Below are 15,059 nucleotides of genomic sequence, written 5' to 3' on the forward strand. Positions count from 1 at the left end.
CCACCCGTGACGTTCGTGGTGGCGGCGCGTATGAGGGACGCCCGCCCGGCTCGCCAAGTCTGATTCGCCTGCTCTTAGCGACAGCCTGTGTCTGTCTGTCCGAATTGCCGGAAACCACAAGTCATTTGTAGTGGTAGAGCCCGATTTCACGATGTTAGCGGTGAAGTAGCTATCCAATAACCCACTCCGCCAACGACGTTCGTTGCCGGACAACTCGAGATCACCACCGATCCGGTCGGCGGGATGCTCCGAATCATAGGGCGTGGATCACGTCCTACGGCTCGCGCATGCGGGCGGAAGCCGAAGTGATCGGGGTGCGGTGCTCGGGGAGTTGCGTCAACAGCGGCAGAACGGAGTGATTGATGAGTTCATTGGCCACGGATCGCGTCGACCAATGCTCTTCTGGTGAATTCTCAGCACAGCCCTTCGCGCTGTCGCCCGCACAGTCCGCCCTCTGGTATGCCCAACGGATTCGACCCGACGTCCCCCTCACCATCGCGCAGTACGTGGAGATCCACGGCGATCTGGATGTCGGCCGACTGCTCTACGCCATCGAGCGCTTCGGATCCGAGACCCAGGTCGGGCATGTGCGGCTGATCGAAATCGACGGTGTGCCACACCAGGTGGTCGATCCCACCTGGCGGCCGGGCTGGGCGCGCATCGACCTGCGCGAGGAGGCCGACCCGCGGGCGGCGGCGCTGGCCTGGATGAACGAGCACGCCAGCTCGCCCATCGATATCGAACACGATCCGCTCACCATCAATGTGGTGCTGCGGACCGGGGATTCGGATTACATCTGGTACACGCGCGGCCACCACATCGTCATCGACGGGTACGGGGCCATGAACGCCACCACCCGCACGGCGGAGATCTACAGCGCGCTGGAGAACCAGACCGAACCGGCGGTGTCGCGGGCGACCCCGCTGGCCACCATCTACGCCGACGAGATCAAGTACCGCGACACCAGCCGCTTCGTCAAGGACGGCGACTACTGGCGCGAACAGCTCGAGGGCGTGGGCGATCCGATCACCCTGGCCGCCGCCGGATCCGTGCCGCCGGTCGCCGACGCGGGCCGCCGCACCGCCGCCGCCGTGCTCGCGCCCGGCCTCGAGGAAGCCGTGCAGGCCACCGCGACGGCGCTCGACACCAACAGCTCCACGCTGTTCGTGGCCGCGCTGGCCTGCTACGTGCGCGGTGTCACCGGCACCCAGGACGTGGTGCTGAGCCTGCCCGTCTCCGCGCGCACCACCGTGGCGCTGCGGCGCTCGGCCGGTGTGGTCTCCAATGTGGTGCCGATCCGAATCCGCTTCGGCGACACCAGCACTCTCGCCGATACCGTGCGCGCGGTCGAACTGCAGATCACCGGCGCGCTGCGCCACCAGCGCTACCGCAGCGACGACATCCGGCGCGACTGCGGCTACTCCCGCGACGCCCGCGGCTTCTTCGGGCCGATGGTCAATATCATGCTGTTCCACAGCGAATTGAACTTCGGCAGCCTGGTCGGCTCGCTCAATGTGCTCTCCACCGGACCGGTCGAGGACCTGTCGGTGAACCTCTACAACGGCGCGGGCGGCCGCATCCACATCGACTTCGAGGCCAATCCTCGGCTCTACGGCCCGGCCGAATTGACCACGCACCACGGCCGATTCCTCGATTTCCTGGACCGCTTCCTCACCGCCGAGCCGCAGACCTCGGTCGCCACCCTGCCGGTGCTCACCGACGACGAGCGCGATCGGGTACTGCGCGAATGGAACTCCACCCAGGTGGCGCGGCAGGAGGGCACCCTCGCCGGACTCTTCGCCGACCGGGCCGCCATGTGCCCGAACCGGGTGGCCCTGGACTTCGAGGGCGAGACGCTCACCTACTCCGCCTTCGACGAACGGGCCAATCGGCTGGCGCGCGAACTCATCACGCGCGGCGCGGGTCCGGACACCGTGGTGGGCTTGGCCATTCGGCGCAGCCTGGACCTGCTGGTCGGCATGTACGCCATCATCAAGGCCGGTGCCGCGTACCTGCCCATCGACCCGGACCATCCGGCCGAGCGCATCGGACAGATTCTGGAGCAGGCGAATCCGCTGTGCGTGCTCACCGCCGCGCGTGACGACCTCGACCTGCCCACCGAGGCCCGCTTCGATATCGACACCGCCGACCTGTCCGCGCACAGTCCGCGACCCGTCGCCGACGCCGACCGCCGCGCCACCCTCAAAGCGGAGCACCTGGCCTACGTCATCTTCACCTCCGGCTCCACCGGCCGCCCCAAGGGCGTCGGCGTGAGCCATGCCGCCATCGTCAACCGGCTGCGCTGGATGCAGCACGCGTACCCCCTCGACGGCGGCGATGTGGTGTTGCAGAAGACTCCCGCCACCTTCGACGTCTCGGTGTGGGAGTTCTTCTGGCCCTTGCAGATCGGGGCGCGCCTGGTCATCGCCGCGCCCGACGGGCACCGCGACCCCGCCTACCTGGCTTGCCTCATCGCCGAGAAGGGCGTCACCACGGCGCATTTCGTGCCGTCCATGCTCTCGGTCTTCCTCACCGACACCGATGTGCGCGGCTGCACCGGACTGAAGCAGGTGTTCTGCTCGGGTGAGGCGCTGCCCGCGGCCACCGTCGCCGAATTCCACACCGCCCTCGGAACCGGTCCCGACGCACCGCGATTGCACAATCTCTACGGCCCCACCGAGGCCGCGGTCGACGTCACCGCCTGGCACTGCGCGCCCGGCGCGACCGAGGTGCCGATCGGCTCACCCATCTGGAACACCCGCACCTACGTGCTGGATTCGCGGCTGCAACCCGTCGCGCCCGGGGTGGTCGGCGAACTGTACCTGGCCGGTGTCCAGCTGGCGCGCGGCTACCTCGGCCGCCCCGGTCTCACCGCCGACCGCTTCGTCGCCAACCCGTACACGCCCGGCACGCGCATGTACCGCACCGGCGACCTGGTGCGCTGGCGGGTCGGCCGCCTCGGCGTCCTGGAGTACCTGGGGCGCAGCGACTTCCAGGTCAAGATTCGCGGCCTGCGCATCGAACTCGGCGATATCGAGGCCGCGCTGCTGGCCGACCCCAAGGTCGCGCGCGCCGTCTGCGTGGCGCGCCGGGGACGCGGCGGCGACGAACTGGTGGCCTATGTGGTGGCCGCGCCCGGTGTCGCCGATCTCGACACCGCCGAACTCAATGCCGCGCTCAAGCGCACCCTGCCCAGCTACATGGTGCCGTCGGCGCTCATGGTGCTCGACGAACTACCGCTCAGCGCCAATGGCAAGGTCGACCGCAAGGCCCTGCCCGAACCCGGTGCGGGCGCACGGCGTCCCGCACCGGTCGCGGTCGCGCCCCGGACCGAGGTGGAGCGCCGACTCACCGGCATCTTCGCCGAGGTGCTCGGCACCGACGAGATCGGTGTCGGCGACAGCTTCTTCGACCACGGCGGCAATTCGCTCTCCGCCGCCCGGGCCGTCGCCCGCGTGAACGCCGCGCTGGGCGGCGGGCTCACCATTCGCGACCTGTTCGAACACCCGACGGTCGCGGCGCTGGCCGCGCGCTTCGACGGACACGAACCGGACGCCTCCTCGCCGAAACTGCTGGCCACCCCACGGCCGCAACGGATTCCGCTCTCGCAGGCCCAACAGCGGCTGTGGATCCTGAACCGCTTCGCCGAACACGCCGCCGCCTACAACATGCCCCTCGCGGTGGAACTGACCGGCGCACTGGACACCTCGGCGCTGCGCGCCGGACTCCTCGACGTGCTGGAACGCCACGAAACCCTGCGCACCACCTTCCCGGACTCCCCGGAAGGCCCGTGCCAGTTGGTGCATCCCGCCACGGAGATCCCGCTCACCCTCGACCCCATCGACGCCACCGACGCCGATGTGGTCGAACTCGCCACCGAATACGCCGGATACGGCTTCGATCTGCGCAGCCAGGCCCCGATTCGGGTGGCGCTCTACGCCACCGGACCCGACAAGCACGTCTTCCTGGTGGTGCTGCACCACATCAGCGGTGACGGCTGGTCCATCGCACCGCTGGCCCGCGACATCATGACCGCCGTCGCCGCCCGCACCGCCGGACACGCGCCCGACTGGACGCCGCTGCCGGTGCAGTACGCCGATTTCGCGCTGTGGCAGCGCGAACTGCTCGGCGACGAATCCGATCCGGCCTCGGCGCTGTCGCGGCAACTCGCCTACTGGCGGGCCGCGCTCGCCGACCTGCCCGACCAATTGGATCTGCCGCTGGACCGGCCCCGCCCGCGCCAGCGCTCCACCGACGGCGGCCGCGTCGAATTCACCATCTCCGCCGAAACCCGCCGCGCCATGGCCGCATTGGCGACCGAACGCGGCGTCAGCATGTTCATGGTGCTGCACGCGGCCCTCGCCTCGGTGCTGGCCCGCCTGTGCAACACCACCGATATCGCCATCGGCACCCCCATCGCGGGCCGCTCCGACCCGGCCCTCGAGGAACTCGTCGGCATGTTCGTCAACACCCTGGTGCTGCGGACCCGGGTGGATCCGGCCGCCGGATTCGACCGCATGCTCACCGAGGTCCTCGACGCCGACCTCGACGCCTTCGCCAATGCCGACGTGCCGTTCGAACGCCTGGTGGAGGTGGTGAATCCGGAGCGCTCCGCCGCCCGGCACCCGCTGTTCCAGGTCATGCTGTCCTACGACAACACCCCCGAACTGCGCATCGATCTGCCCGGACTCTCGGCCAGCATGCTGCCCGTCTCGGTGGATATCGCGAAATTCGACCTGCAGCTCACCGTGCACGAACCGGCCGCCACCTCGGCTACCGCCGCCGATCTCGAAGACGGCCCGCTCACCGCCGAATTCGGGTACGCCACCGATGTTTTCGACCACACCACGGTCGAGGCCATCGCGCGCCGCTTCCTCGCCGTTCTCACCGCCGCGGTCGCCGATCCGACCGTGCCCGTCGGCGACCTGCCCATCCTGGACACCCGCGAGACCGCGAAACTGGTGCCCATCATGGGTTCCCCGGCCGAACCGTCCATCACCCTGGCCCGGCTGCTCACCGATACCGCCGAACGCGTCCCCGACGCAGTCGCGGTGCGTTACCTCGGGGCCGACACCACCTACCGGGAACTCGACGAACGCTCGAATCGCCTGGCGCGCGTGCTCATCGAACACGGTGCGGGGCCGGAGGTGGTGGTCGCCATCGCGCTGCCGCGCACCCTGGACTGCATTCTCGCGGTGTGGTCGGTGGCGAAAACCGGTGCCGCCTATGTGCCGATCGACCCGGACTACCCGGCCGACCGCATCGCGCACATGCTCGCCGACTCCGGAGCCATGCTCGGGCTCACCGATCCGGATTACCGCGCCACCATGCCCGACTGGCCGGGAAACCGTGGCCGCCACCGCAAGTCGTACGTGGACTGGCTGCTGCTCGGGTCGCAGACCCTGACCGCCGAATGCGCGCGGTTCCCGGACACCCCGGTCACCGACGCCGACCGGCACTTCCCGCTGCGCACCGCGCACCCGGCCTACCTCATCTACACCTCTGGCTCCACCGGCAAGCCCAAGGCGGTCGTGGTCACCCACGCCGGGCTCGCCTCGCTGGCGCACGAGCAGATGCATCTGTTCCGGGTCACCGATGCCGCACGCACACTGCACTTCTCCTCACCCAGCTTCGACGCGTCGGTGCTCGAACTGCTGCTCGGCTTCGCGGCCGGGGCCACCATCGTGGTCGCCCCGGCGGGCATGTTCGGCGGCGCGGAACTCGCGCGGCTGCTGCGCGAGGAACGCGTGACCCACGCCTTCATCACCCCCGCCGCGCTCGGCACCGTGCCGCCCGAGGACCTCGACGATCTCGAAGCCGTCATCGTCGGCGGCGAGGCGTGCCCCGAGGATCTCGTGCGCGTGTGGACAGATCCCCAGGCGCGCAACGGATCCGGGCGTCGCATGCACAATATGTACGGCCCCTCCGAGGCCACCGTCGCCGCCACCGCCACGGGACCCATGGTGGCGGGCCAACCGGTGCCCATCGGCCTGCCGGTGCGCGGTATGCGGCTGTTCGTCCTCGACGGGCGACTGCATCCGGTGCCGCCCGGTGTGGCGGGCGAGCTGTACCTGTCCGGCCCGGGCCTGGCGCGCGGCTACCTCGGCCGCCTCGGCCTCACCGCGCAGCGGTTCCCGGCCAATCCGCACGGCCGCCGCGGCGAACGCATGTACCGCACCGGCGATCTCGTGGTCGCCGACGGCACCGGTCAGCTGCGCTTCCTGGGCCGCGCCGACGACCAGATCAAGATTCGCGGCTTCCGTATCGAACTGCGCGAGATCGACCACGTGCTGCGCGCGCATTCCGGAGTCGCGTTCGCGCTCACCGTCGTGCACGACGACGAGCGCGGCACCCCGCGCCTGGTCAGCTATGTCACCGCCGACGGGGACCTCGACACCGCCGCCCTGCTCGAGACCGCGCGCGGCCGCCTGCCCGGCTACATGGTGCCCGCCGCGGTCCTGGTGCTCGACGCGCTGCCGGTGACGCCGTCGGGCAAACTCGACCGAAAGGCGCTGCCCGCACCCGATTTCACCGCCGTCGCGCCGTCGCGCGCGCCGGAGACCGAGATGGAGCAGCAGGTCGCGCAGGTGTTCGGCACGGTGCTGGGCATCCCGGTGCGCGGCGCCGACGACAATTTCTTCGACGTGGGCGGCAATTCGCTGCTCGCCACCCGGCTCACCGCCGCCCTGCACGCCGAATTCGGGGTGGAGCTGCCGGTCCGGGCCATCTTCGAGGCCCCGACCGTGGCGGGTGTGGCCGCGCGTCTGGTGGAAGCGCCCCGGACGCACAGGGCGGCGCTGGCGGTGCAAACCCCGCGTCCGGAGCGCGTTCCCCTCTCGCTGCCGCAGCAGCGAGTGTGGTTCCTGAATAGATATTCTCCCGAATCCAGCGCCTACAACATCGCTTTCGCGCTGCGGATCAGCGGCGATCTGGATATCGCCGCGCTGCGGGCGGCGCTGGCCGACGTGGCCGACCGGCACGAGGTGCTGCGCACCGTATTCCCCGAGGACGGCGACGGCGCGCACCAGGTGGTACTCGACACCGAGCGGTGCCTGCCCGTGCTCGAGGCGGTCGACACCGACGACGCGGGGCTCGCGGTCGCGCTGCACGAGCTCGCGCGGCGCAGCTTCGATCTGACCAGCGAGATTCCGCTGCGGATCAGCCTGCTGCGCACCGCATCCCAGCGTCATGTGCTCGGTATCGTGCTGCACCACATCGCCGCCGACGGCTGGTCGCTCGGACCGCTCACCCGCGACCTCGCCAACGCCTATACGGCGCGACGCGGGGGAGCGGCGCCGGTATGGGCTCCGCTGCCCGTCCAGTACGCCGACTTCAGCCTGTGGCAGCGCGCCTGCCTGGGCGTCGACTCCGACCCGGACAGCGCCGCCGCCACCCAGCTCGCCTACTGGCGGCATGCCCTGGCCGACCTGCCCGAGGAACTGCCGCTGCCCTACGACCGGCCGCGACCGGCCGAACCCACCCAGCTCGCCGGAGCCGTCCGCTTCGAGGTCCCGGCCGCGCTGCAACACCGAATCGCCGATATCGCACGGGCACACGGGGTTTCGACCTTCATGATGGTGCGCTCCGCACTCGCGGTGCTGTTGCGCGTCGTCACCGGCGGCCGCGATATCGTCATCGGCACCCCGGTGGCCGGGCGCACCGACACCCGACTCGACGACCTGGTCGGCATGTTCGTGAACACGCTCATCCTGCGCTCGGACGTGGATCCGGACCGGCACTTCGCCGAACTGCTGCAGGCCGATCGCGATACCGAACTCGCCGCCATGGCCCACGCCGAGGTGCCGTTCGAACGGGTGGTGGAGGAGCTCGGCGTGGGCGGCACCCGGCCGCTGCTGCAGGTGGCGCTCACCGTGCAGGACACCCCGCCGCCCCCGCTGCAACTGCCCGGGCTGGCGCTCACGGCCGAGGAACTCGATATCGCGCTCGCCAAATTCGATCTCGAACTGCGGGTGCTGCCCGGCGCGGACGCCGAACAGCGCGAATTCGAATTCGTCTACGCCGCCGAGCTTTTCGACCAGCAGACCGTCGAAACCCTGGCCGAACGCCTGGTCCGGGTCTTCGAGGCCATCGGCGCGGACCCGAGGGTGCGCATTCGCGATATCGACGCCCGCACCGACACCGAACGCGAACTGCTCACCCCCGCGTGGGGGCCGGTCCCCGAACCGCAGTGCAGTCTGGCCGCCTACTTCGCGGCCACCGCGCACCTCAACCCCGACCGGGTGTTCGTGCGCGCCGACGACACCGAACTCACCTACGCCGAGGCCGACGCCTACTCGAATCGCCTGGCGCGCGCCCTCATCCAGCGTCGACTCGGACCCGGGGACCGCGTCGCCCTGGGCCTCACCCGATCCATCGAATCGGTGCTCACGGTGCTCGCGGTCGCCAAGGCCGGAGCCGCGTTCGTCCCGATCGACCCGAACTACCCGGCCGACCGCATCGCGCACATGCTCACCGACTCCGGCTGCCGGGTCGGGGTGAGCATGTCCGACCACGCCACCGGACTCGAGGCGGCCGCCACCGGCCACACCATCGAATGGCTGCTGCTCGACGATCCCGGGCTGATCGCCGAACTCGAGGCCATCGACGGCGGCACCGTCACCGACGCCGACCGGGTCACCACGCTGTGGACCGCCGACCTGGCGTATGTCATCTACACCTCCGGGTCCACCGGAAAACCCAAGGGCGTGGCCGTCACCCATGGCGGCCTGTCCAATTTCGCCGACGAGATCCGCGAGCGGATGTGCGTGGACCGCGATTCGCGCACCATGCACTTCTCCTCGCCGAGCTTCGACGCCGCCGTCTTCGATCTGCTGCTCGCGGTCGGCTCCGGAGCCACCATGATCATCTGCCCGCCCGATATCTACGGCGGCGACGAACTCGCCGCCCTCATCGAGCGGGAACGGGTCAGCCACACCTTCCTCACCCCGGCCGCGCTCACCACCATCGACCGCGACCGGTGGGAACTGCCGGACCTGCGGGCCATCTGCCTCGGCGGCGAGGCCTGCGGACCGGAACTGGTAACCCGCTGGGCACCGGGGCGCATGCTGTTCAACGGCTACGGCCCCACCGAGACCACCGTCGTCATCACCACGGCCGGACCCATGGCGCCCGGTGAACCGGTGACCATCGGCACCCTGGTGCGCGGGGCCCGCGCGCTCGTCCTCGACGAGCGACTGCGGCCCGTCCCGGTGGGCGTGCCCGGCGAGCTCTACCTCGGCGGCATGGGCGTAGCCCGCGGCTACTTCGACCGCTTCGGGCTCACCGCCACGCGTTTCGTGGCCGACCCGCACGGGCCCGAGGGCGCCCGCATGTACCGCACCGGCGATGTGGTGCGCTGGACCAGCGCCGGGGAACTGGTGTACCTGGGCCGCAGCGACCATCAGGTGAAGGTGCGCGGCTTCCGCATCGAACTCGGCGAGATCGACGCCGTGCTCACCACCCATCCGGGAGTTCGGTTCGCGCACACCGAGGTTCGCGAGATCGCCGGAACCCCGCGCATCGTGTCGTTCGTACTGCCCACCGACGGCGGCGGACTCGACCTGGACGCCTTGCGCGCCCACGCCGCCGGACACCTGCCCTCGCACATGGTGCCCAGCAGCCTCACCCCGCTCGACCACCTGCCGCTCACCCCGGTCGGCAAACTCGACCGCGACGCGCTGCCCGAACCCCGGGCCGTCGTCGCCGCCGAATCGCGGGCGCCGGAGACCGAGACCGAGCGAATGGTCGCCGAGGTCATGGCCGATCTGGTCGGGGCCGAGAACATCGGGGCCGACGACTCGTTCTTCGAGATCGGCGGCAACTCGCTGCTCGCCACCCAGCTGGTGGCGCGCCTGGCCGCCGCCACCGGGGTTCGGCTCGAGGTGCGCACGGTCTTCGCCAGTCCGACCGTGGCCGGACTGGCCGCCCAGCTCGACGCGGGCGTCAGCTCCGGCGATCTGCGGCCCGAACCGCGCAAACGCACACGGCCGGAACGGATTCCACTGTCCGCGGCGCAGCGGCGGCTGTGGTTCCTGGAGCGGTTCAACGCCTCCGGGGACGCGGAAACCCGTGGCGCGTACAACATTCCGGTGGCCCTGAACATGCGGGGCGATCTGGATGTGGCCGCGCTGCGCGCCGCCGTGCACGCGGTGCAGCGCCGTCACGAGACGCTGCGCACCGTCTTCCCCGATGTCGACGGCGAACCCAGCCAGTTCGTCCTCGCCCCCGAGGACGCGGCCATCACCCTGCCCATTCGGACCGTGACGGCCGAGGCGGTACCCGGGGAGATCCAGCGCATCGCCGCCGCCGGATTCGACCTCGGCACCACGGCCCCGCTGCGCGCGGAGCTGCTGCGGTTGGCCGCCGACGACCACGTCCTCGTCCTGGTGGTCCACCACATCGCCATGGACGGCTGGTCGCTGGGTCCGCTCGCCGCCGACGTGGCCGCCGCCTACCGGGCGCACGCCACCGGTCAGAGCCCGGCCTGGCCGGACCTGCCGGTGCAGTACGCGGATTACACACTGTGGCAACAGGATGTGCTCGGCCGCGAAGAGGATCCGGAATCGGTCATCAGCCGCCAGCTCGACTACTGGCGCAACGCCCTCGACGGCATCCCGGAGCTGCTCCAGGTGCCCGCCGACCGGCCGCGCCCGCCGGTGCCGTCCTATCGCGGCGGCACCGTGGAGTGCACCCTCGACGCCTTCACGCACGGCGAATTGCGGTCCGTGGCAGCCGAACACGGCGTCACCATGTTCATGGTGCTGCACGCCGCGCTGGTGACGCTGCTGCACCGGCTCACCGCCGGTGACGACATCACCGTCGGCACCCCCATCGCCGGACGCGGACATCCGGCGCTCGACCGGATGGTCGGCATGTTCGTCGGAACCCTGGTGCTGCGCAGCCGGATCGGCGGCGGCGACACCTTCGCGGATCTGCTGCGCGCGGTGCGCGACACCGACCTGGAGGCGTTCGCGCACGCCGACGTGCCGTTCGAGCGGCTCGTCGAGGTGCTCAACCCGGTGCGCTCGCAGGCACACCACCCGATGTTCCAGGTCATGCTGTCGGTGCAGAACCAACCGCTGCGCGTGCTCGAACTGCCCGGCCTGCGCATCGAGGCCGACGACGCCGACCCGGGCATCGCCAAGTTCGACCTGCAGTTCACGCTCACCGAATCGTGGACGCCGCAGCGCGAACCCGGCGGTATCACCGTCAATGTGAACTACGCGGCGGACCTGTTCGATCCGGAGACCGCGACCCGGCTGGCGCAGCGCTTCATCCGGCTGCTCACCGCGGCCGCCGCGAATCCGGCCACGCCCGTGGGCGATCTGGAGTTGCTCGACGCCGACGAATGGTCGGCGCTGGCGCCGGTGCGCGGTATCGAACCGGGACGGCCCATCACCTTCCCGCAGGTGTTCGAGGCGGCCGCCAATGTGGACCGGCAGGCCGTGGCCGTGCGCGCGGCCGGGACCCAGATCTCCTACGACGCGCTCGACCGGTGGACCAACCGGCTCGCCCGCGTGCTCATCTCACAGGGGATCGGGCCGGAAACCTTGGTCGCCATGGGTATTCCGCGCTCCGCCGAATCGGTGGCCGTCATGTTGGCCATCGCCAAGGCCGGTGCCGCGTTCGTACCCGTCGACCCCAACTACCCCGAACACCGCATCAGCCATATGCTCACCGATTCCGGTGCGGCCCTGGGTATCACGCTCGCCGCGCACCGGCAGCGCATGCCCGACGGGGCCAGCTGGACCGTGCTGGACGCGCCGTCGTTCCGGCGCAAGGTGCTGGGCACCTCGGATGCGCCGATCACCGATCTGGACCGAATCCTGCCGCTGCGCATGGACAATCCGGCCTACGTGATCTACACATCCGGCTCCACCGGCACCCCGAAGGGCGTGGTGGTCACCCACGGCGGCATCTCCAACTTCGCCGCCGAATGCGCCACGCGGTTCGAGGTGCGACCCGGGTGCCGCATCCTGCACTTCGCCACACCGAGTTTCGACGCCGCCATGCTCGATATCCTCTTCGCGCTCGGCGGGGCCGCGACCCTGGTCATCACGCCGCCCGGCGTGGTGGGCGGCGACGAACTGGGGCAGGTGCTCGCCGACGAACGCATCACCCACGCGTTCATCACCACCTCGGCGCTGGGCACCGTCGACCCGACCGCCGTCACCGACATGCGGCACATCCTGGTCGGCGGTGAGGCGCTGCCGCCGGACGTGGTGAGCCGCTGGTCCAACGGACCGGCCGGACGGCACCTGCACAATGTGTACGGGCCGACCGAGACCACCATCGTCACGCTCATGTCCGAACCGATGGGGGAGGGCGTGCCCATCACCATCGGCGGGCCCATCCGCGGCGTGAACGCCACCGTGCTCGACGGCCGACTGCACCCCACCCCCGTCGGCGTCACCGGCGAATTGCAGCTGGCCGGAAGCGCTTTGGCACGCGGCTACCTGCACCGGCCGGGCCTCACCGCCCAGCGGTTCGTGGCCAACCCGTTCGGCAAGCCCGGCGAGCGCATGTACCGCACCGGCGACCTGGTGCGGTGGTGCGCCACCGAGGGGCGCGTCCGCGACCTCGAATACGTCGGCCGCACCGACCACCAGGTGAAGATCCGCGGCTTCCGCATCGAACTCGGCGAGATCGACTCGGCACTGGCCAAACATCCGGCGGTGGAGTTCGCGCACACCATCGGACACCGCACCCCGGCGGGCGTCACCGCGCTGGTGTCGTATGTGAAACCACGCACCGGCACCGCGCCGACCGTGATGGAGCTGACCACCTTCCTGGCCGATCGGGTGCCGAATTACATGGTGCCGCAATCGATCATGCTGCTGGACCGGGTGCCGCTCTCACCCGTCGGCAAGCTCGACCGCAAGGCGCTGCCGGAGCCGGTGTTCACCGCCCGCGAGGGCTACCGGGCGCCGTCCACACCCACCGAGGCGGCCCTGTGCGCGGCCTTCGCGGATGTGCTCGGGCTCGACAAGGTCGGCGTGGACGACGGCTTCTTCGAACTCGGCGGCAACTCGCTGCTCGCCACCAAGGTGGTCGCGCACCTGCGCGCCGACGGCATCGCGCTGCCGGTGCAGGCCATGTTCGGCGAATCCAGCCCCGCCGCCATCGCACGGAAACTCGAAGAGGCGCACGGAGATCTGGACGCCGTCCTCGCGGCGGCCCTGGAACCGGTGCTGCCGATTCGCACCGCCGGATCCTCGTCCGAACAGCCGCTGTGGTGCGTGCATCCGGCCATCGGCCTGGCCTGGTGCTTCGCCGGACTGCTCGCGCACCTGCCCGGCGACCGGCCGCTGTACGGGTTGCAGGCGCCGCACGTCAACGGGGCCGAGAGCCACAGCTCGGTCGCCGAGGCGGCGAAACAATATGTGGCGCACATGAAGACCGTGCAGCCCGAAGGGCCCTACCACCTGCTCGGCTGGTCGCTCGGCGGTCTCATAGCCCACGAGATGGCGGTGCAGTTGCAGGACGACGGCGAGAAGGTGGCGGTGCTGGGGATGATGGACAGCTTCCAGCTCTCCGACGAACTGCTCGAACGCGGTATCCCCTCCATCGCCGACATCATCGGCGAATTCGGCAGCGACCTGCTGGGCGGGGACACCGATATCGATCCGAGGATGAACCTGCAGGAGGCGGCGGAGCTGCTGCGCAACCGGCCCGGACCGTTCGCGGCGCTCACCGTGGAGCACCTGGAACGGCTCTACGTCGGCTGCACCAACGGCGTCACCCTCGCGCACGGATTCCGGCCCCGCGTCTTCGACGGCGACCTGCTGTTCTTCACCGCCGCTGACGACGAGATCAACCGCGCCCACCCGGACCGCTGCGCCACCGCGTGGCAGCCCTACACCACCGGCACGGTGCACGACCACCTGGTGCGATGCCGCCACTCCGGGATGACCACGCCGGAATCGCTGTCGGTCATCGGCCCGGTGCTGCGAGAACACCTGAGCGGTAAGACAACCGAGCGAGAGGAGACCCGATGAGCCTCGCGGTGGAGGTCTCCGGACTGGTCAAGTACTACGGCAAGGTCCGGGTGCTCGACGGGATCGATCTGGAAATCCCGACCGGCACGGTGATGGGACTGCTCGGCCCCAACGGGGCCGGGAAAACCACCACCGTGCGCATTGTCACCACCCTGCTACGCCCGAGCTCCGGCACCGTCAAGGTCACCGGAATCGACGCGTTGAAGGATCCGGCGCGCGTGCGCACCAGGCTCGGCCTGTCCGGGCAGTACGCGGCGGTGGACGCCAACCTCTCCGGCTTCGAGAACCTGCGGATGGTGGCGCGGCTCTACGGCATGGGCCACCGCCAGGCCGCCGGGCGCGCCGCCGAACTGCTCGGCGCGCTCGGGCTCGAGTACGCGGCCGGGCGGCGCGCCGGAACCTACTCCGGCGGTATGGCGCGACGGCTCGACCTCGCGGGAGCGCTGGTGTCGCGCCCGCCGGTGGTGGTGCTCGACGAACCCACCACCGGGCTCGATCCGCGCGCCCGCCTCGATATGTGGCGCGTCATCGGCGAACTCGTCGACGACGGCACCACGGTGCTGCTCACCACGCAGTACCTCGAGGAGGCCGATCTGCTCGCCGACCGCATCACCGTCATCGACCGAGGGCGGGTCATCGCGCGCGGTTCGGCCGACGAGCTCAAGACCTCCATCGGCGGCGACAAGCTCACCGTCACCCTCGCCGCCGGACAGGATCCCAAACCGGCCATGAAGGTGCTCGCCGAGGTCGGTATCGGCGAACCCACCTACGACGCCGGGTCCGACCAGGTCGTGGTGGTCGTGGGCGACGGCACCCGCACCATGGTCGAGGCGCTGCGTCGCCTCGACGACGCCAGCGTGCACGTGGTCGACGCCAGCGTGCACCGCCCCAGCCTCGACGACGTATTCCTTTCCCTTACCGGCAAATCCGCGAACAAGAAGTCGTTACCGCGCAGCACCGAGGTGCAGGAGGAGATCCTCTCGTGAGTGTCGATGTAGCAGCCGAGCCAGCCTCGAGCGGTGACGCTCCCGCCAATTCGAAGGGCGACCGCAAACCCCCGGA

General features: G+C 70.1%; 2 protein-coding genes. Both read left to right on the top strand.

Features of this window, described 5'->3' with window-relative positions:
- Positions 1 to 362: 362 nt before the first annotated feature.
- Positions 363 to 13,997: an amino acid adenylation domain-containing protein gene (locus tag ACIBH2_RS01715; RefSeq protein ID WP_397112309.1), complete on the top strand. Its 13,635-nt coding sequence runs from the start codon at positions 363 to 365 to the stop codon at positions 13,995 to 13,997.
- Complete coding sequence (locus ACIBH2_RS01720; protein ID WP_397112311.1) at positions 13,994 to 14,983, top strand: ATP-binding cassette domain-containing protein; 990 nt, start codon at positions 13,994 to 13,996, stop codon at positions 14,981 to 14,983. The genes ACIBH2_RS01715 and ACIBH2_RS01720 overlap by 4 nt, the downstream gene beginning before the upstream one ends.
- Positions 14,984 to 15,059 lie beyond the last annotated feature (76 nt).

This window comes from Nocardia sp. NPDC050406 (assembly GCF_044459025.1).
Lineage (GTDB): Bacteria > Actinomycetota > Actinomycetes > Mycobacteriales > Mycobacteriaceae > Nocardia.

Coding starts and splice junctions, on each gene's coding strand:
- ACIBH2_RS01715 (WP_397112309.1), top strand. CDS start 363: ATGAGTTCATTGGCCACGGATCGCGTCGACCAATGCTCTTCTGGTGAA.
- ACIBH2_RS01720 (WP_397112311.1), top strand. CDS start 13,994: ATGAGCCTCGCGGTGGAGGTCTCCGGACTGGTCAAGTACTACGGCAAG.